The organism is Paraburkholderia phenazinium (assembly GCF_900141745.1).
Taxonomy (GTDB): Bacteria; Pseudomonadota; Gammaproteobacteria; order Burkholderiales; family Burkholderiaceae; genus Paraburkholderia; species Paraburkholderia phenazinium_B.
Window position 1 is genome coordinate 3,381,453 of record NZ_FSRM01000002.1, and the last position, 18,108, is coordinate 3,399,560.

General features: G+C 61.9%; 18 protein-coding genes, 1 pseudogene and 1 riboswitch. Of the genes and pseudogenes, 11 read left to right on the forward strand and 8 right to left on the reverse strand.

Annotation, left to right across the window (positions count from 1 at the left end; all coding sequences use genetic code 11):
- Positions 1-90: 90 nt before the first annotated feature.
- Complete coding sequence (locus tag BUS06_RS35005; protein WP_074268822.1) at positions 91-732, reverse strand: glutathione S-transferase family protein; 642 nt, start codon at positions 730-732, stop codon at positions 91-93.
- A 256-nt stretch (positions 733-988) separates the two neighbouring features.
- On the opposite strand from BUS06_RS35005, the gene BUS06_RS35010 reads away from it, so the two are divergent.
- Positions 989-1,798: a DUF72 domain-containing protein gene (locus BUS06_RS35010; RefSeq protein ID WP_074268823.1), complete on the forward strand. Its 810-nt coding sequence runs from the start codon at positions 989-991 to the stop codon at positions 1,796-1,798.
- Here BUS06_RS35010 and BUS06_RS35015 read toward each other — a convergent pair.
- Positions 1,787-2,665 (reverse strand): LysR family transcriptional regulator, encoded by an 879-nt coding sequence (locus BUS06_RS35015; RefSeq protein ID WP_074268824.1) that lies wholly within the window; start codon positions 2,663-2,665, stop codon positions 1,787-1,789. The genes BUS06_RS35010 and BUS06_RS35015 overlap by 12 nt on opposite strands.
- Before the next feature lie 211 nt (positions 2,666-2,876).
- Here BUS06_RS35015 and BUS06_RS35020 point away from each other — a divergent pair.
- From BUS06_RS35020 to BUS06_RS35040, 5 genes and pseudogenes are all read left to right on the forward strand, one after another.
- A pseudogene (locus BUS06_RS35020) lies at positions 2,877-3,350 on the forward strand (alkene reductase); the annotation flags it as partial.
- Between the two features lie 61 nt (positions 3,351-3,411).
- Positions 3,412-4,401: a zinc-dependent alcohol dehydrogenase family protein gene (locus BUS06_RS35025; protein ID WP_074268825.1), complete on the forward strand. Its 990-nt coding sequence runs from the start codon at positions 3,412-3,414 to the stop codon at positions 4,399-4,401.
- A 278-nt stretch (positions 4,402-4,679) separates the two neighbouring features.
- Entirely contained in the window at positions 4,680-5,309 is a 630-nt protein-coding gene (locus tag BUS06_RS35030) for a DUF3331 domain-containing protein (RefSeq protein ID WP_143787705.1), read from the forward strand.
- A gap of 390 nt (positions 5,310-5,699) precedes the next feature.
- Positions 5,700-6,446 carry an SDR family NAD(P)-dependent oxidoreductase gene (locus tag BUS06_RS35035; RefSeq protein WP_074268827.1) on the forward strand — a complete coding sequence of 249 codons (747 nt, stop codon included), beginning with the start codon at positions 5,700-5,702 and terminating at the stop codon, positions 6,444-6,446.
- A 249-nt stretch (positions 6,447-6,695) separates the two neighbouring features.
- Entirely contained in the window at positions 6,696-7,091 is a 396-nt protein-coding gene (locus tag BUS06_RS35040; RefSeq protein WP_074268828.1) for a DUF427 domain-containing protein, read from the forward strand.
- A gap of 105 nt (positions 7,092-7,196) precedes the next feature.
- Here the strand turns inward: BUS06_RS35040 and BUS06_RS35045 are convergent, their stop codons facing one another.
- The 3 genes from BUS06_RS35045 to BUS06_RS35055 all read right to left on the reverse strand — a co-directional run bounded on the left by BUS06_RS35045 (position 7,197) and on the right by BUS06_RS35055 (position 9,476).
- On the reverse strand, positions 7,197-7,952 hold the full coding sequence (locus BUS06_RS35045) for an SDR family oxidoreductase (protein ID WP_074268829.1): 756 nt from the start codon (positions 7,950-7,952) through the stop codon (positions 7,197-7,199).
- Between the two features lie 65 nt (positions 7,953-8,017).
- Positions 8,018-8,419, reverse strand: a complete 402-nt coding sequence (locus BUS06_RS35050; RefSeq protein ID WP_074268830.1) for a nuclear transport factor 2 family protein — start codon at positions 8,417-8,419, stop codon at positions 8,018-8,020.
- 139 nt (positions 8,420-8,558) lie between these two features.
- A complete protein-coding gene (locus BUS06_RS35055) occupies positions 8,559-9,476 on the reverse strand; it encodes a LysR family transcriptional regulator (RefSeq protein ID WP_074268831.1) in 918 nt (305 codons plus the stop codon).
- A 287-nt stretch (positions 9,477-9,763) separates the two neighbouring features.
- Positions 9,764-9,877: riboswitch (glycine riboswitch) on the forward strand.
- 41 nt (positions 9,878-9,918) lie between these two features.
- On the opposite strand from BUS06_RS35055, the gene BUS06_RS35060 reads away from it, so the two are divergent.
- The 3 genes from BUS06_RS35060 to BUS06_RS35070 all read left to right on the forward strand — a co-directional run bounded on the left by BUS06_RS35060 (position 9,919) and on the right by BUS06_RS35070 (position 13,085).
- On the forward strand, positions 9,919-11,151 hold the full coding sequence (locus BUS06_RS35060; RefSeq protein ID WP_074268832.1) for a D-amino acid dehydrogenase: 1,233 nt from the start codon (positions 9,919-9,921) through the stop codon (positions 11,149-11,151).
- 99 nt (positions 11,152-11,250) lie between these two features.
- Positions 11,251-11,784 (forward strand): MarR family winged helix-turn-helix transcriptional regulator, encoded by a 534-nt coding sequence (locus tag BUS06_RS35065; RefSeq protein WP_074268833.1) that lies wholly within the window; start codon positions 11,251-11,253, stop codon positions 11,782-11,784.
- Positions 11,781-13,085: an MFS transporter gene (locus BUS06_RS35070; RefSeq protein ID WP_074268834.1), complete on the forward strand. Its 1,305-nt coding sequence runs from the start codon at positions 11,781-11,783 to the stop codon at positions 13,083-13,085. Before BUS06_RS35065 ends, BUS06_RS35070 begins: the two co-directional genes overlap by 4 nt.
- 25 nt (positions 13,086-13,110) lie before the next feature.
- Here the strand turns inward: BUS06_RS35070 and speB are convergent, their stop codons facing one another.
- The 3 genes from speB to BUS06_RS35085 all read right to left on the reverse strand — a co-directional run bounded on the left by speB (position 13,111) and on the right by BUS06_RS35085 (position 16,340).
- The gene (gene speB / locus BUS06_RS35075; protein ID WP_074268835.1) at positions 13,111-14,076 is read right to left on the reverse strand and encodes an agmatinase; all 966 of its coding nucleotides are present in this window, start codon (positions 14,074-14,076) and stop codon (positions 13,111-13,113) included.
- Positions 14,077-14,209: 133 nt separating this feature from the next.
- On the reverse strand, positions 14,210-15,697 hold the full coding sequence (locus tag BUS06_RS35080; protein WP_074268836.1) for an aldehyde dehydrogenase: 1,488 nt from the start codon (positions 15,695-15,697) through the stop codon (positions 14,210-14,212).
- Positions 15,698-15,788: 91 nt separating this feature from the next.
- The gene (locus BUS06_RS35085) at positions 15,789-16,340 is read right to left on the reverse strand and encodes a cupin domain-containing protein (RefSeq protein ID WP_074268837.1); all 552 of its coding nucleotides are present in this window, start codon (positions 16,338-16,340) and stop codon (positions 15,789-15,791) included.
- Positions 16,341-16,761: 421 nt separating this feature from the next.
- On the opposite strand from BUS06_RS35085, the gene BUS06_RS38475 reads away from it, so the two are divergent.
- Positions 16,762-16,983, forward strand: a complete 222-nt coding sequence (locus BUS06_RS38475) for a hypothetical protein (RefSeq protein ID WP_429285803.1) — start codon at positions 16,762-16,764, stop codon at positions 16,981-16,983.
- 303 nt (positions 16,984-17,286) lie between these two features.
- Positions 17,287-18,078, forward strand: a complete 792-nt coding sequence (locus BUS06_RS35095) for a gamma-glutamyl-gamma-aminobutyrate hydrolase family protein (RefSeq protein WP_074268839.1) — start codon at positions 17,287-17,289, stop codon at positions 18,076-18,078.
- Positions 18,079-18,108: the final 30 nt, after the last annotated feature.

The following is an 18,108-nucleotide window of genomic DNA, read 5'->3' on the forward strand; positions in this document are numbered from 1 at the left end:
TTTGTGGATCAAGTGTGCCGACCGCGGACCGTATCGCGCAACGCTATATGACAGATAACAACTATGCCGTTTTGAGATAAGGTCGTGACTTCAGGTCAACATCGGCGTCAAGTCCGGATCGCCTTTGGCCATCGCCCGCTGATAAGCAGGCCTTGCACCGATGCGCTGCAGGTACGCGAGTATGTTGGGATAAGGCGTGAGATCGAGAGGATGGAACAGGCGCATCGTGGTCAGCGAGAAAACGCTCATGATGTCGGCTGCGGTGAATTCGTTGCCCGCGAGATAGTCGTTCTGCGCGAGGCGCGTCTCGACCAGTGCCAGCACTTTTTCAAGGCGATCGAGCGACGACGTTTGAACCGGATGGTCCGGCGCCAGTCCGCAACGTCCCACAGTCATGGTTCGAAGCATGACCGGCTGCAGATTGCCGTTGGCGAAGTGAAACCAGTAGAGATACGAAGCAAAATCCGCATGGTCCGGTGCGTGCTGCAAACGTCCATGACCATAGCGGGCGAGGATGAACTCGACGATAGCAGCGGACTCGGCCAGCAACATGCCGTCGACTTCCACAAGCGGCGCCGCGCCAAGCGGATGCAGCGCCTTCAGCTCCGGCGGCGACAGGCGCGTGACGGAGTCGCGCGTGTATTTCTCGAGCTCGTAGGGAACGCCGAGCTCTTCGCAGAGCCACACGATCCGTTCGGATTGCGAGTGGCCCAGGTGATGGATCTTCAGCATGTAACTTTCCTTGTAAGAAGCGTGGCGGTGATCAGGCGGGGTTCAATGGACAAGCGTGCCACCTCGCGTTTCAGGTTCCATGTAACCTGAATTCCAATACGTTAGCGTGAAAGTCGCCACTCTTGACATGGTCGCGCTCGCAACTCATGGACACATGCAATCGGATTTGCCAGGATAAGGGAAGGCATCGAACTTGCTGAGCCCCCTGGAGAGTCGTCGCACCACGAGGCACCCCAAACAACGAGGACAACCGCATATGGCAACGCGCACGAAACCGCAGATCAGGGTCGGCATTGGCGGCTGGACGTACGCCCCATGGAGAGGCGTGTTCTATCCAGAGGACCTGACGCAAAAGCGCGAACTGGAATACGCGAGCCGCCAGTTGACCGCCATCGAAATCAACGGCACCTTCTACGGTTTGCAAAAGCCCGAGAGCTACATGAAGTGGCACGACGAGACACCCGACGATTTCGTGTTCTCGCTCAAGGCGCCGCGCTACGCAACCAACCGGCGCGTGCTGGCCGAAGCCGGTGACAGCATGGAGCGCTTCTTCGGCAGCGGCCTCACCCACCTGAAAAACAAGCTCGGGCCGATCAACTGGCAATTCGCCACAACCAAGCAATTCGATGCAGAGGATTTCGAAGCATTTCTGACGCTGCTGCCCAAAAAGCTGGACGGGCTCACGTTGAGGCATGCGGTCGAAGTCCGGCACGAGAGCTTCCGTAGCGAGGCCTTTGTCGCGCTGGCGCGCAAATACGGCGTCGCTATCGTGCTCGCGGCGGACGGCGAGTATCCGCAGATCGCCGACCTCACCGCGCCCTTCGTGTACGCCCGGATCATGGGGACTTCCGAAAAGCAGGCCCAGGGCTATTCGAAGAAGGCGCTCGACACATGGGCGGAACGGGCCAGCCAGCTCGCCGCGGGCACTGTACCGGACGACCTCGAACCGGTCGCAGCAGACACCGGTGCGAAAAAGGGACGCGACGTATACCTCTATGTGATCAGCGGCTTTAAGGAACGCAATCCCGCAGCAGCGCGAGGGATCATCGAGCGACTACATCAATAACTCATCCGCCCTCGAAAGAAACAGCTTCAACACCGCAGACGTATTCGATTTGCTGTAGCCGATCACCAGATCGATCGTCGGCGCCTCGCCTTCGAGCGGACGGCTCACCACCGACCACGGCAGCAGATTGTTCGCGTACTCGGGCATCAGCGCCAGACCGCGCGTAGAGGCTACTAACGACATCGCCATCGCGAGGTTGTCGACACCATGTTCGGGCGCGACCTCGATCGCCTTGTCCTTCAGATACTTCAAGATCACCTGATGCAGCACCTTGGCCTTGTTGGTCGCCATGATGAAAGGCTCACCCGCGAAATCCCCGGGTCGGATGGTGGCCCGCTCAGTGAGGCGGTGATCGCTCGGCATCAGCACGACCAGTTTCTCCTGGCTCACGACGCGATAGTCGAGATCGAAGCCCGGTTCCGCGCGTAGAAACGCGAGGTCGAGCTTGCCGCGCGCGAGGGCGTCCGCCAGATCCGGCGAGTAGTGGCTCGACACCGTCACGTCGACCTTCGGCAATTCCTCGCGCAGCACCTGCATCGCGCGCGGCAACCACGTCATTTCCTGCCCTGTCAGAAAGCCGAGCGCAAAGACCGGCTTGCTCGGCTGCGCCGCGCGCCGCGCCGCTTCGCCCGCTGCATCCACCTGCGAGAGCGCGAGCCGCGCGTGATCGAGAAACGCCTTGCCTGCGGCCGTCAGTTCGACCCCGCGCGCGCTGCGGCTAAACAGGTCGGCACCGACCTCCTCCTCCAGATCGCGGATCTGCCGGCTCAACGACGGCTGCGAAGTGAACAGCCGACGCTCGGCCGCGACCGTCAGGCTGCCAGTCTCGGCAACCGCAATGAAATACCGCAAATGGCGTAGTTCCATAGGCCCTCTAATTCGATCCATGCCTGACAGGCATGCCTGCCAGCTTACAAAGTCTTTTAGCTTTCGACAAGACCTCACTACATTACCGATCAGGCGGCGACGGGACGGCGGTCCACTCAGGACGGCGACCCGAAGCCGATTTCAATCCATGCTTGCAATATATATCTACCCAGCAACGGAAAGATCGTGGCTCACCTGTTCACTCCCAGAAAAGTCGGCGATTTCGGTGTTCGGCGCCGAGCGCGTAGGTGTGCGGATCTCGCCGTCCGGCGAATGGGGCGGTATCTCCGATAGCAACCCGGAAGCCACCTTTAGCTACGTGGCTAAAGTACTCGACGGTTACGGTTTGGCCTATCTTCACGTGATCGAACCGCACATCAAAGGAGACGACACGTTGCATGAAGGTCACGCACCGGCGGCGGTGAAGTATCTGCGCCCGCACTTCTCAGGTCCGATCATCGCCGCAGGCGGCTTCGATGGCGCCAGTGCCGAAGCGATCGTCGCATCCGGCGATGCCGATCTGGTGGCTTTCGGTCGTCACTTCTCGTCGAACCCGGATCTGCCCTATCGCCTGCAGCACAACCTGCCGCTCACGCCATACGTGCGCTCCGCGTTCTGGGGCGGCGACGAAAAGAACTACTCGGACTTCCCGGCTTACGAAGAAGCCGAGACGGTGTGCTCCTGAGCACTCGCCGTAACGCTCAACGCACGACACCACCAGCATCCACTCACATCACGAGGTTTCTATGTCACGCATAGTTCAGTTTGCCAAAGCCGGCGCTCCCGAAGTACTCGAATTCGTCGAGCATCAGGTGCAAGCCCCCGGCCCGCATGAAGTTCGCATTAAAGTGAAGGCAATCGGCATCAACCGCGCCGAATCGATGTGGCGTCTCGATGACTATATCGAGCCCGTCAAGTTTCCGGCCGTTCTGGGGTACGAGGCCGCCGGCGTCGTCGATGCGGTGGGACCGGAGGTGAACGGCATCGCGGCCGGCGACGAAGTCAACGTCATGCCGTCGTTCTCGATGAACAGCTACGGCACGTACGGCGAAATCGTCATCGTGCCGGAACATGCGGTCGTGAAGCATCCCAAGTCGCTGTCCTATGCTGAGGGCGCCTCGGTGTGGATGATGTTCGTCACTGCATACGGCGCGCTGATCGAAGACGCCAAGGTCACGAAGGGCGACTTCGTCATCATTCCGGCGGCCTCGAGCAGCGTGGGACTTGCGGCGATCCAGATCGCCAATTACGCGGGCGCAACCTCGATCGCGCTCACACGCACCTCGGAAAAGCGTCAGCAGTTGCTCGACGCCGGCGCGGCACACGTGATTGCCACGGAAGAAACCGACCTGGTGCAAGAGGTCAAGCGCATCACGGGCGGCAACGGTGCACGCGTCGCCTTCGACCCGGTCGGCGGCCCGACCTTGACCAAACTGGTCGAGGCGTTGTCCTTCAACGGCATCCTGTACATCTATGGCGCGCTCAGCACCGATGTCACGCCGCTGCCGATCCTCGACATGATCGCCAGGGTCATCACTGTCAAAGCTCACAACATCTGGCTGACGAGCGGTGACGAGGCCCGGCGCAAGGCCGCGGTCGAATATGTCCTGAAGGGGCTGGAAAGCGGCGCGCTCAAGCCAGTGATCGACCGCACCTTCAAGTTCGACGAAATGGTTGAGGTGCACCGCTATCTGGAGAAAAACGGCCAGTTCGGCAAGATCGTCGTCACTGTCTGAGCACAAGGGGCGCCTCGCCGCGCCCCTTCATTGTTGGCCGAACCCAAACATTGTTTTCAGGGAACGCGCATTTATCTCGCGTGAGCCGGCCGATAAGATGCGTTCGAGGGTGTCGCCAATGACACCAGCCTTCCGCCTTCAGCCCCGTTGTGCCGCGCGCCGTCACGACGGGCGTTCGCGTCTTTGCGACGCGTCGCGGGTTGCCGCGCTCAGCCGTCCCGACCCGTCGTGGCGGGCAGAAGCGGTCCTGGAGAGCGGAATCAGATAAAGGATTCGACGTGAACGTTACAGGACCCGAGCCAGACCTGGCAGCCACGATGAACGCACCCACGGGGCGCAGCCGGCACCTGAAGGCAGATGCGGCGCAGCGTAACAGTGTGGTTGAACGTGCCTTTTCGACCGCTGGCGAGTCGCTTGCGCGTCCCCGCCTCGCAGATCCATGGGCAGTGGTGATTGCCGGATTGAAAGAAAGCGCCTTGTCCACGCAGGACGAGATGCCTGATAGCGATGTGGAAGAAGCGGCGGGTACGGGCCGCATGCAAGGCGCGCCTCGCCTCTCCGCGACGCGCTCGGGTCGCGATTGCGCCAATCCGGCGCGCCGGGGTGCAGCGGCTGATCGTTCGCGCGGAAGGGCCGCCGACAACAAAAGCGCCGTGGTGACGTTTGTCGAGCGTTTCACCGCCAAATCGGTTTCGATTACGTGGCGCGACTCCACCGCCGCCAACTACTGCGAACAGTTGTGGATTCGCAGGATCGCGCGCTCGCAGGGCGTTTGCGCCATCACGGGATCCAGCATCGTACGCGGCGACGCGGTTTATGGGCCCGCGGGCCGCACTGCGGCACGGCCGGCCAATGCCGCGCAAATGGTGCTCGCCGAAGCGATCGAGGAACTCGAAGCGTCGCTGTAACGCGCATCGAATCTGCAGGGTGGTCTTCTGGCCGCGCGACGGTACAACAGCGCGGCCAGATCACCAGACTGTGGCTGCCTGGAAGGTTTTTTTGATTTTCCGGTCATGCACGCCACACCATACTTTCATTTCCCCGACACCTTCCTATAGCAAGCCTCATTGGGCCACTCAGCGCCCATCATGCGGCATTGCGTTTGCAGCACATGCCCACGAGGCATGGCCACCAGCCCACAAAGTCTTTTTCCTTTGTGCTGTGCACCCCTAAATTAGCTCTCATGGCAGCGACGCGAACGTCCACCCCCCGCGCGTCACAGCTCTGAACTACCGGATGACGAACACGCATCCGAACTTCACAGGCACAGCAGCTTTTAACCTCACTGGAGATTGACCATGACTAGCCTGACTGGAAAAACCGCCCTTGTCACCGGCGCTTCGCGTGGCATCGGCCGCGCCAGCGCCCTCGCACTCGCCAGACAGGGCGCAGAGGTCCTGATTCACTACAGCAGTGGCGAGAAGGAAGCCGACGCTGTCGTTGCCGAGATCCGCGCAACCGGCGGCAAGGCAGAGAAGGTTGGCGCCAATCTGCGCGCGGCAGACGGTCCGCACAAGCTGGCAGCAGCGGTGCGTGAAATGGTCGGCGAACGGCTGGACGTTCTGGTGGCCAATGCCGGCATCTCCAAGGCCGCGAGCATCGAGGACACCACCGTTGAAGATTTCGACGATCTGTTCGCGGTGAATGTGCGGGCGCCCTACTTCCTCGTGCAACAGCTGCTGCCGGTGCTTGGCCAGGGCAGTAGCGTCGTACTGCTGTCGTCGCTTGCCGCCCATTCCGCGGTGGGCGTGCTGTCGGCCTATGCCTCGACCAAAGGCGCGGTCGATACGCTCGTCAAGCATTTCGCCTCCGCACTCGGCGAACGTGGCATACGCGTGAATGCGGTTGCGCCTGGCGTAGTCGCCACCGACATGTCGAACTTCACGAAGACGGATGCCGGTCGCGACATCACGCTAGGCATGCAGGCATTGAAGCGCATCGCGCAGCCCGACGACATTGCCGGTGCGGTCGCGTTCCTCGCTTCCGATGCAGCCCGCTGGGTCACGGGCGACACGCTGCACGTGGATGGCGGCTCGAAGCTCTGATTGAACAGTAAGCCGGAGGCCGCATTTGTTATTTCGCCGGACGTCCGAACGCGTATGGTCTAGCCTGTCTTCATGTGATCGAACCGCGTGTGACAGGCACCGAGGCACTCGTGGAAGACCTGGCACCGTTCGCGTCACGGTTCCTGCGCAAAATCGTCAAAGGGCCGATCATAGGGGCAGTGGCCCGCAACACCCGTCTCGCCGAGCGCGGCCCACGCTGCGCGGCGAATCAACCCAAGGAGTGTTTCAATGTCAAGCAACCTGAACCAGACAGGCAAGACCGTCAAGATTCCAGGCGCCGATCATCCGATCACCGTCGAGCCGAACCCGGCGCGCATCGTCGTCAAGCTCGGCGGCAAGGTGATCGCCGACACCCGCGAAGCATTGACGTTGCGCGAAGCGGCCTACCCTGCTGTCCTGTACATCCCCAGAAAGGACACGGACATGACGCTGCTGGAGCGCACCGAACATACGACCTATTGTCCGTACAAAGGCGATTGCTCGTATTTCTCGATCCCGTCGGGCGGAGAGCGTTCGGTCAATTCGGTCTGGACCTATGAACATCCGTACACGGCAGTCGCGGCAATCAAGGATCACCTCGCCTTCTATCCGGACCGTGTAGATTCGATCGAAGTGCACGCCTGAGCCGGCGAACTTCGCGACTTCATGACGGTTATGACTTACCGCGTGCGCAGCCTCCCGGCTTGCTCACGCGGTCCCTCTCTTCAACGATCTTCCACAGACGACCGCTCACCCGCCAAACACCTCGACCATCTGGGCATTGAACCCGTTCACGAGTTCATGCTCACCCGGCCCGGGATTGCCGCGGAACAGCATGGCCGCGTCCACCAGCACCTCATCGGTGTCCGTACCGAGCACTGCGACAGTCTCGTTGATAAACGCATCCAGCGGCATCGCCTGTTCAGCTTCGCGGCTGTTCATCAGGTCGGTGCGCACCCACGGCGGCGCGATTTCGAGGACTCGCACCGTGGTATCGCGCAACATGAAGCGCTGCGACATGATGTATGAATGCAACGCGGCCTTGGTCGACGAATACACTGCAGTCACGGCCAGCGGCACGAACGCCAGCACTGAGGTCGTATAAGCGACCACCGCATTGTTCTTCGTCTTGAGATGCCCGAGCAGCGCCGAGGTCATGCGGATCGGCCCGATCAGATTGGTCTCGACGGTAGAAACCAGCAGCACATCGTCGATCCGGCCCGCAGCGCTATCCGGTTGCATGATGCCGGCGTTATTGATCAGCACATTGAAGTCGGGATAGTCGCGGATCAGTTGCGCCGCGGCCCGCTCGATGCTTGCCGCGTCAGTCATGTCCAGCTCGATGGCGGCCATGCCGGGGTTGGCTGCGACCACCTCGTCGAGAAGGCCGCGACGGCGTCCGCTAATGATCACCTTGTTGCCGCGCTGATGCAGCGCCTCGGCCAATGCGCGCCCGATACCTGAGGTGCCGCCTGTGATAAAAATCGTGTTTCCTGTCAGTTTCATGATGGTGTCCTAAATAATGTTCAAGGCATCGTGGTTTCGGAGTCCAATGTTTCTGGGCTAGGACTTCACTCCGGGAAACGGTCGCCGAACATCGGCAGACCGCTCGCGGATTGCTCCCTGGTTGCCTCGTCCTGCAATACGTCCCAGTGCTCGGCGAGCTTGCCGTCTTCGAAGCGGACCACGTCCGCTGCAATCCACGCGGCTGGCCTGCCGCTGCCGGAGAAACGGCCATGCGCGATCACGTAGTCGCCTTCGGCCACGATCAGCTGGTTCTCATAACGTAGCGTGTCAGGCAGCGTGCGGATCAGACCGAACAGCCCGTCGCGCCCCGGTGCAATGTGTGCGCTGTGCTGGATATAGCGGTCCGACCAGAAGCGTTCGGCGGCCGCGTAGTCGCGCTTGTTGAAAAGCGTATCGAAAGCCTCGAGGACGAGGGCCTTGTTCTGCTCAGGCGTGGTTGTGCTCATGTCAGTCTCGATAGATGAAGTTAGATGAGTCGAAGCGCCGCCGGACGTCCCGGACGTCGACGGAACGCAGAGCCGGAACGGTTGCGTGGTGAAGTAAAGATAACGGCGGCTGAGCGGCAGCGGTAGCCGCTCTTTTTCGCTATCTCTTATGTATGCGGCGCATAGATGGCCGCGCTTCACGGCGCAGATCGGCCATGAGGTGTTCGACGACTGCGCGCCCTGCCGCGCGGGTTGCCCGGCCCATTGGAAAGTACGCATGCACTGGGACGTCGTCGGTCGTCCAGTCGGCGAGCAGCCTGACGAGCGAACCGTCGGCCAGCTCGCGCCGGCACGCCCATTCGGTCGTGGAGGTAATGCCGATGCCCCCTACCGCGGCAGCGACGGCGCCCTCGTTTTCGTTGGTCGAAAAATGCGCTTCGAGATCGACCACCACCTCTTCGCCCGCACGCTCGAATTTCCAGCCCGACGGGACCACCGACGCCGGCCCGCCGACGATGCGATGCCGCGTGAGATCCTCCGGCCTCTCCGGCGCGCCATAACGGTCCACATAGTCGCGCGAGGCGATGATCACGCGCTGGATCTGCGTAATCAGCGTGGCGGTTGCGCTCGAATCGACCAGCCGCCCGAGCCGGATAGCGACATCCACCGCATCCTTGACGAGATCCTGCGGACGGTCGCCCAGCAAAACCTGCAGACGTAGCTCCGGATGAAGTTCGAGAAACGGTGTAAGACGCGGGATGACCTCGCGAATCGCCACACTGGCCGGCATGCTCATGCGCAGCATGCCGCGCAGTTCGCCGCCATCGCGCACGCTGTGTTCGGCGTCTTCGAGCGCGATCAGGATTGAATCGAGACGCGCGAGGAACTCGGCGCCGGCCTCGGTTAGCACGACGGCACGCGTGGTCCGCGTGAGCAGCCGCGCGCCGAGGTCGGTTTCCAGATCGGCGATGATGCGCGATACCTGCGATTGCGACAGCCCGCATTCGCGCGCCGCAGCGGAGAAGCTGCCAAGACGGGCGACACGGGTGTAAAGCTTGAGGGAGAGGATGTCCTTCACGGTGGCGGCTGTAGGTGGTTGCTGGAGGCGGGTGAGCCTGGGCAAAGGCTATACGATTGATGCATATTTCGCAAATGTCAGGCGAATCCAGTGCATGGTTGCCGGGCCGCGTGTCATCCTGATGTTCGAACCAGGCCGCATTACAAAAATCGCTTGCCCTATTTTTTGGGAAAGGCTACCTTTACGCCGTTCTACACGCTGTCGCGGGAGAGACTGTCACGCCGAAAGGCGGTGGCGGCGCCGACGGAGCAACCGCCCCGGAAACTCTCAGGCACAAGGACCGCCCAGCGGGAACATCTGGAGAGCGGCGCTTTCAGCGCCCACCGAAGGGGATTTCCGTCCGCCCGGCAACGGGATGCGCACGGAAAGAAACTCTCAGGTACATGGACAGATGGGGCATGGAAGCCGGAAACGGCCGTGCTCACTCACTCTGGACCATGACATGTCACGTATCGCCATTATCGGCGCCGGCATTACCGGCGTCACGACCGCTTACGCCCTTGCGCAACGCGGCTTCAACGTCACCGTGTTCGAACGCCATCGCTATGCCGCGATGGAAACCTCTTTCGCCAACGGCGGCCAGCTCTCGGCCAGCAACGCGGAAGTGTGGAACAGCACCGCGACGGTCCTCAAGGGCCTGCGCTGGATGCTGACCCGCGACGCACCGCTCCTGCTCAATCCCCTGCCGAACTGGCACAAGTACTCGTGGATGGGTGAATTTCTGCGGCAGATTCCGCACTACCGCGCGAACACGATTGAAACCGTGCGGCTCGCGATTGCCGCGCGGCAGCATCTGTTTTCGATGGCGGAACGCGAGGGGATCGATTTCGACCTCGAACGGCGCGGCATCCTGCACGTGTACAAAACCCGCAAGGAGTTCGATGCAGCCGCGAAGGTGAATGCATTGCTCAAGGAAGGCGGTCTCGAGCGCGAGCCCGTAAGCGCTGACGAAATCCACCGGATCGAGCCCGCGCTCGACGGCACCTTCCACGGCGGTTTCTTTACACCGTCCGATTCGACCGGCGATATTCACAAGTTCACGCGCGGTCTCGCTCAGGCATGCGAACGCCAAGGTGTCGAATTCCATTACGACACGGAGATTGCTTCGATCACGCGTGATCAGACTGGCGCATTCAGCATTGCGGCTACGAAAACGGGGCAGCCGTTTCAGCAGTCGTTTGCGCGGGTTGTGGTGTGCGCCGGTGTCAGGAGCCGCGAATTCGCTTCGATGCTGGGCGACCACGTCAACGTCTACCCCGTCAAAGGTTATTCGATCACCGTCTGTCTCGACGATGAAGCGAGCCAGCAAGGCGCTCCGTGGGTCAGCCTGCTCGACGACAGCGCGAAGATCGTCACCAGCCGCCTCGGCGCCGATCGCTTCCGCGTGGCGGGGACCGCTGAAATCAACGGCTTCAACCGCGATATCAGGGCCGAACGGATTGCGCCGCTGGTCGACTGGACGCGCCGTTATTTTCCGCAGGTGAATACGTCGCGCGTCATACCGTGGGCCGGTCTGCGCCCCATGCTGCCGAGCATGTTGCCGAAGGTGGGCAAAGGCCGTTTGCCGGGCGTGTTCTATAACACCGGCCACGGACATCTCGGCTGGACGCTTTCGGCGGCCACGGCTGCAGGTGTAGCGGACGTAATCGAGCAGACCAGCCGGCGCGCAGCCTAGCCCTCTCCGGCTGCTCGCCGGCGTTCAGAAGCAGCTTGCGCTCTCGCCTCAACGTGTGCATCATGCATATATGCACACTGCACACGTTGAGGCATCGTCATGACGCAGCGCACCGAAAACCTCCTCGGCGTACTCGCCCTGCTGGTGACAGACGAGATGAACGCGCTGAACACCGTGGCCGCCCTCGCCGGCCCCACGGCGCGCGCCATGCTCAACGCCGTTGGCCAGTACCCCGATTCGTCCATCGAAGTACTGCGCGATGCGGTGGACCTTTCGCATCCGGCGGCGGTCCGTGCGGTGGCGGGGCTCGTCGAAGCGGGCCTGATCGAGAAAAAGCCCGGCCCCGACAAGCGCGCTGTAGCGCTCGCCCTCACCGCCACCGGCAAGCGTGAAGCAAAGCGCATGCAGACCGCGCGCGAACGGATGTTGCAGCGCGTGGTCAGCCGTCTCGACGCGGACGAACGCATCGTGTTCGAAGACCTGCTGATCAAGATTCTCTGGCATGAAACGCGTGATCCAGCGCATGCCATGCAGCTGTGTCGTCTGTGCGACGAGGGCCCTTGCCTGAAGGCAGGCTGCCCGGTCGAATGCCGCGACCAGGGCTTGCCCATGCCACAGCGGAGCGGCGCATGAATTCCGCGGTCTCTGCACGCTGGCGTGCGATTGGAGCGCTGACCGCCGTGTCGGCGTTCACGCAGATCGGCCAGTTCGGCATCGGCTTCATGGTCTTGCCTGTGTGGCTGGCTCATCAAGGGCTCGACGCACCGCGAGCCGGGCTCTTTTCCGCAGTTCAGTGGGCGGGCATGTTTACCGGGTTGCTTTCGGCGCCACGGCTGGTGGAGCGGTTCGGCGCCAGGCGCACCGTGTTGCTCGCGCTGGCGGCAACGGTCATCGCCTTCGCCAGCATCCGCGCACTAACCTGGCCTCTATGGATCGTCCCCGGCTTTCTGATCGGACTCGGCATGGGGCTGCGCTGGATCGCGAACGAGACCTGGCTTTACCGGCTGGTTCCTGCGGATGCCAGCGGGCGCGTGGTCGGCATGCACGAAGCGTTGATCGCCGTCGCGGGGGTGATTGGTCCAGCGCTTGCTGCGTGGTGCGGGGTCGACGGGCCGATCATTTTTATAGCCGGCGCGGCATGTACGTTCGCCGCGGCCGTCCCGCTCTGGCTGGCAGGTTCCGATGCCGCCGGTGACGCAAACACACAAAGCAGCCAACTCGCTCGCGCGTCCGGGGTTCATGAAGTTCCTGATGAAGTTCCTGATGAAGTTCCTGACGATACCGAATCTGACGAAGCCGCCGATGCTCTCCAGGCCGCCCGGTCCGCTCAGCACGCCGCCAGCAGGCAGGCAAACGGTATCGACCCGCTGATCGCCCTGGGCATGGTGGTCGTGGTGGTAGGCGGCCTGGGCGATGGCGCGCTATTCGGCCTCTTTCCCCTCTTCGCCAATGGCCGCGGCCTAAGCGTCACACAGACCGCCACACTGCTGACCTGTTTCGGCGTTGGCGGCATGGTCCTGCAGTTTCCAGTCGGCTGGCTAGCGGATCGCACTGACCTGCCGACGGCGGTCATGTTTTGCGCCGCAATCAGTGCGCTATCGATTGTCTCATTCGGACTCGCAGCGCCCGCTTCATGGCTGCTCAGCGCGAGCGCGCTGCTGCTAGGCGGTCTGAACAGCGCATTCCTCACGCTCGGTGTCTACGCCGCGGCCTCCGGCGCGAAAGCCGCACTCATTCGCAATATGCGGCTGATTTCGCTGACTTTCTGCGCCAGTTCGATTGTCGGCCCTTTGCTCGCCGGTTTTGCAATGAAAGCGCTCGGCAACGACATGCTGATATGGCAGTTGGCGCTGGCGAGCGGCGCACTCGCCGTCTACACGCTGGGTCTGCTCGAGGGCCGGCGTCAGCCGCGCGGAGCGTCCTCCACGAGCTAACGCCAACGTCAGTGCCGCTGAAGCATCAACGTGTACCGGCTACCTTGCGCTGCCGCCACAGGCACAACACATCGCATGCAATATGCGCCGCGGCAATCGCGGTGATCTCGCTCTGATCATAGGCCGGCGCCACTTCCACGACATCGGCGCCAATCAGATTCACACCGGTCAGGCCGCGCACGATCGCCAGCCCTTGCGCCGACGACAGGCCGCCTGCGACCGGCGTGCCCGTACCCGGTGCAAAGGCCGGGTCGAGGCAGTCGATATCGAAGGTCAGATACGCGGGACGCTCGCCGACAATCGACATGATCCGCTCCACCGAGGCTCGCGTACCGTGCTCGTGCACCCACGCGGCATCGAGGATATTGATGCCCATGAAGTCGTCGTTCCACGTGCGGATGCCGACCTGCACCGAGGTCTGCGGGTCGATCAGGCCGTCCTTGACCGCCTTGTAGAACATTGAGCCGTGATTCAGGCTGTCCGGGCTGTCGTCGGCCCAAGTATCGCAGTGTGCGTCGAAGTGGATCAGCGACAGCGGCTTGCCATACTTCTCGGCATGCGCGATCAGCAGCGGATAGGTGATGTAGTGATCGCCACCCAGCGTCAGCATCTTCGCATCCGAGCGCAGGATCGTGCGCGCATGCTCGACGATTGCGGGCTTGATAGTCAGCGGATTGTGCGCGTCGAACCAGCAGTCGCCGTAGTCGGTCACGGCGAGATCGTCGAACGGATTGAAGCCCCACGGATAAGGGTACAACTCGGACAACTGCACGCTTGCCGCACGCACCGCAGCGGGACCGAGGCGCGCACCGGAGCGAAAGGTGGTCGCCAGATCGAGTGGAACACCCGAAATAGCCACGTCGACACCGTCGAGCTCGCGCGTGTACTTGCGTCGCATGAACGACAGCACGCCCGCATAGGTGTTTTCGATCGAGGAACCGTACAGGGACGGACGGCGGATTGCACCGTCGCCATAGAGAAGTTCAGTCATGGGATGACCTGATAAAACATGCCGGCAACACGCGCGAGGTTTCCCGAGGTTGTACGCGTATCGCCCGGCTTCGGATTCATTGGGAACGCGACGGTGCCGTAATCGCGCACCGCCGCGCTGGCTTGCGAATCCTTTAGCGCAGCCGCACCAGCGTAGACTTCAGCTCGGTGTACTTCTCCAGTGCGTGCAACGACTTGTCGCGGCCGTTGCCCGATTGCTTGTAGCCGCCGAACGGGAAATTCATGTCTCCCCCTTCGTCGTAGCAGTTGACCCACACAGTGCCGGCCCGCAGGCTGCGCGCCATTTCGTGAGCGGTGGTCAGATTCGAAGTCCAGACTGCAGCAGCCAGACCGTATTCACTATTGTTCGCAATCCTGATGGCTTCTTCCGCCGTATCGAACGTGATGACCGACAGCACCGGTCCAAAGATTTCTTCACGTGCAATTTTAGCATCGGCCTGGGTGTCGAAAATGGTCGGCTCGATATAGTAGCCACCGCTCTCCTGCTTCACGCGGCCGCCCCCGAGCAGCAGCTTCGATTCCGCGCGGCCCGCTTCGATATAGCCCAGCACGCGGTCCAGTTGCACCTGGTCGACAATTGCGCCCATCGAGGTCTTCGGGTCCAGCGGATTGCCCGGTGTATAACCGCGTGCAGCGGCGATCAGCTTGTCGAGGAACACGTCCTTGATGTCGCGATGCACGAGCAGGCGCGAACCAGCCGTGCACATCTCGCCCATGTTGTAAAAGATCGCGCCCGCGGCGGCGTTGGCGGCGCGGTCGAGGTCCGCACAGTCCGGCATCACGATGTTGGGCGACTTGCCGCCCAGTTCGAGCCATACGCGCTTCAGATTCGACTGCCCGGCGTACTGCATGATGAGTTTGCCCACATTGGTCGAGCCGGTGAAGGCGAGACAATCTACGTCTGGATGCAGCGCGAGCAGCTTGCCCGGCTCACCGGCGCCCGGCACGACATTGAACACGCCCGCCGGAATACCCGCTTCGTGGGCAAGTTGCGCGATACGGATGGCCGTCAGCGGCGACTTCTCGGAGGGCTTCAGCACCACGCTATTGCCGGCCGCCAGCGCCGGGCCGAACTTCCACGACGCCATCAGGATCGGAAAATTCCACGGCACTACCGCCGCCACGACGCCGATCGGCTCACGCGTGACCAGCCCCACCAGATGATGATCGGCCGGGGCCACTTCGCCACCGATCTTGTCGATCGCCTCGGCAAACCATTCAACGCAGTACGCGGCGCCCGGCACGTCCACCGAAGTCGTATCGCCGATCGGCTTGCCGGCGTCGAGCGTTTCGAGCAGCGATAGCTCGTCGAGGTGCTCGCGCATCAAGCCGGCCCAACGCAGCAGGACAGCTTTGCGCTGGCGCGGATTCAGCCCGGACCACACATGCGAATCGAAGGCGCGGCGCGCCGCCGCAACCGCCGCGCCGACATCGTCCGCCGCGCTATCGGCCACCTTGACGAGCAGCTTGCCGTCGATCGGGCTCAGGCAATCGAAGGTGCGCCCGCTCGCAGCATGGCGATATTCGCCGTCGATAAACGCGCGGCCTTCGATCGAAAGCGTTGCGGCCTTGTCCTGCCAGTAAGCCAGAGTCTTTTCCATCAGGATGCCTCAATGTTATGCGTTCGACGTCCAGCGTGAGAGCCGCCCTCGCAGCCATCACGAGCGTCGCAACGACGTTGACGCGGAAAGTCTAGAAGCTCGGCGGCGAATTCGCCGAGACGATTTCGCAGACGTGTTCCGCGCTGGGATTGCGAAAACGGTGCGGCAAACGGCTTTCGAAGTAGTAGCTGTCACCGGGGTCGAGCAGCCACGTAGCGCCGTCCACGGTCAATTCGATCTGACCGCTGACGATCACCCCGCCCTCGTGTCCGGTGTGCACGAGCATCTCCGGTCCGGTGTCTGAAAGCGGTTGATAGACTTCCCGCAAGATGCCCATGTTGCGGTCTTTCACACCCGCACCGGCGAGATAGAACTCGATCGACTCGTTGCCGAGATTCGGCATGTCGGCGCGGCGCGACACCACGGAGCGGTCAGCTTCCACTTCGAACGTGAAGAATTCGGCGAGGCTCATCGGTATGCACTCGAGCAGCTTCTTGAGCGACCCGACTGAGGGACTCACGCGATTTTGTTCGATCAACGAAATAGTTCCGTTAGTGACGCCCGCCCGTTTGGCCAGCTCGCGCTGAGACAGGCCATTCTTCTTACGGATGTACTGCAGGCGGGACGCAACTTCGATGGACATCGCTGCACTCTCAGAGTGGATGAACCCGTTTAAGGAATCAGCAGGATCGCGTCGGGTCTGCGCGAGTGTTGAATATTCTAATCACTTTAAGGCTGCCGCTGCTGGGGAAAACCCTTTGATGCATTCGAAATACCGGCTATTGCAATACGCATACCCAACCCGCGGGTTTTGGCCTATTGCCTCGGGTAAGCCCTGATAAATCTTTTATAAAAATGATTTGACGGCAATATTGGCTCGTATATGCTGGTTCACAGGCGGTCGTCATGCCAACGTCACAGATCCTCCAGCGAGTGTTTTGCGACGAAGCGAAGCAGTTTCGCTGCGGCACCAGGCGATCAACCCGCGTCACGTTTCTTTAAACGCCCTGTGCGTTTCTGAACGAGGCGTTCAATACTTTCAACGTCGCTAGTCGAGTGTAATCGTGAGAGTCCGAGGCCCTTTGGTTAGGTGGGAACGCAGTCAGGCGAGATGTCTTCGTCCTGAAGGCACCATCGCCGACGGCAGCAACGGCAGCCTTGCGTTTCGCCGCTTTCTGTCCGTCTTCACGATCCTGTCCCGCCGTTCTGTCCGACGCCACAATTCCGTCTCTGCGCGCGCTTTCATCGCCGTACGCACCGACGAAGTCGCTTCCCTGCTGCCCTAGCGCCTCTCTATTTACCGTTCGGTTCACCTGTTTGCCTGAGCGTATGCGTGTGCCTTTACCGGCACCAGCGCTTGTGCGTGCATCGTTTCGTCTGTTGTCTGCGCATTCGTATCCGTTGCGCCAGGTAATGGGCTGAACCGAACGGCTTTCCTGATAGCAATGCGCGGCATGGTCCGCTAACGACCTCCGCCTGCACTTCCGGTGGCTTTGCGCCCTGCGCACGGCTGCGGAATCGTGCCGCGCCTGTTTTAACGTTGTTCGCGCCGCGTCCCGCGGGGAATAAACACGTCCATTCATTTAGTCATGCGAACCAGACCCCTGGTCGGCATTAGCGCCGACAGAACGATGACGGGAGTGCACCCGTCGCACACGGTCGGCGAGAAATATATCGCCGCTGTCGTCGACGGCTCACACGCGCTGGCGATGCTGCTGCCCGCGCTCGGCAACCGTCAGGCCGCTGCCGAGATTCTCGCGACGGTCGACGGCTTGCTGTTTACCGGCAGCTATTCGAATGTCGAGCCGCACCATTACGGTGGCGAGCCCAGCGTACCGGGCACGCTGCACGATGCTGCACGCGACGCGACGACGCTGCCGCTCCTCGCTGCAGCGATCGACGCCGGTGTGCCGGTCCTCGCCGTCTGTCGCGGCTTTCAGGAAATGAATGTGGTGTTCGGCGGGACGCTGCATCAAAGCGTTCACGCGGTGGCAGGTTTAAACGACCACCGTGAGAACAAGGAAGACGAACTGGACGTGCAATACGCACCGTCGCATTCCATCGCGCTGACCGAGGGCGGCCTGCTGCAGCGCCTTGCAGCGGGAGCGAATGAGGCACGTGTGAATTCCTTGCACGGACAAGGCGTCGAGCGGCTAGGCAACGGCCTCGTGGCCGAAGCCACTGCGCCGGACGGATTGATCGAGGCGGTGAGCGTCAGGAATGCGCGTGCCTTCGCTTTGGGTGTGCAGTGGCACCCCGAGTGGAAGCACGCGAACGACGCGCTGTCCACCGCGATCTTCCGGGCGTTCGGCGATGCATGCCGCGATCGAATGCGCACCAGGGCCGGCTATGGCGCGGCATCCGCCGCCACGCACGCCTGAGCTGGTCCGCGCAAAAACTGAGAGAACAAT

Bases quoted from the DNA above. Each gene is read 5' to 3' on its own strand.
- BUS06_RS35015 (WP_074268824.1), bottom strand. From the start codon at position 2,665: ATGGAACTACGCCATTTGCGGTATTTCATTGCGGTTGCCGAGACTGGC.
- BUS06_RS35050 (WP_074268830.1), bottom strand. From the start codon at position 8,419: ATGAGCACAACCACGCCTGAGCAGAACAAGGCCCTCGTCCTCGAGGCT.
- BUS06_RS35010 (WP_074268823.1), top strand. From the start codon at position 989: ATGGCAACGCGCACGAAACCGCAGATCAGGGTCGGCATTGGCGGCTGG.
- BUS06_RS35045 (WP_074268829.1), bottom strand. From the start codon at position 7,952: ATGAAACTGACAGGAAACACGATTTTTATCACAGGCGGCACCTCAGGT.
- BUS06_RS35040 (WP_074268828.1), top strand. From the start codon at position 6,696: ATGTCAAGCAACCTGAACCAGACAGGCAAGACCGTCAAGATTCCAGGC.
- BUS06_RS35080 (WP_074268836.1), bottom strand. From the start codon at position 15,697: ATGGAAAAGACTCTGGCTTACTGGCAGGACAAGGCCGCAACGCTTTCG.
- BUS06_RS35005 (WP_074268822.1), bottom strand. From the start codon at position 732: ATGCTGAAGATCCATCACCTGGGCCACTCGCAATCCGAACGGATCGTG.
- BUS06_RS35060 (WP_074268832.1), top strand. From the start codon at position 9,919: ATGTCACGTATCGCCATTATCGGCGCCGGCATTACCGGCGTCACGACC.
- BUS06_RS35085 (WP_074268837.1), bottom strand. From the start codon at position 16,340: ATGTCCATCGAAGTTGCGTCCCGCCTGCAGTACATCCGTAAGAAGAAT.
- BUS06_RS35025 (WP_074268825.1), top strand. From the start codon at position 3,412: ATGTCACGCATAGTTCAGTTTGCCAAAGCCGGCGCTCCCGAAGTACTC.
- BUS06_RS35095 (WP_074268839.1), top strand. From the start codon at position 17,287: ATGCGAACCAGACCCCTGGTCGGCATTAGCGCCGACAGAACGATGACG.
- BUS06_RS35070 (WP_074268834.1), top strand. From the start codon at position 11,781: ATGAATTCCGCGGTCTCTGCACGCTGGCGTGCGATTGGAGCGCTGACC.
- BUS06_RS35065 (WP_074268833.1), top strand. From the start codon at position 11,251: ATGACGCAGCGCACCGAAAACCTCCTCGGCGTACTCGCCCTGCTGGTG.
- speB (WP_074268835.1), bottom strand. From the start codon at position 14,076: ATGACTGAACTTCTCTATGGCGACGGTGCAATCCGCCGTCCGTCCCTG.
- BUS06_RS35035 (WP_074268827.1), top strand. From the start codon at position 5,700: ATGACTAGCCTGACTGGAAAAACCGCCCTTGTCACCGGCGCTTCGCGT.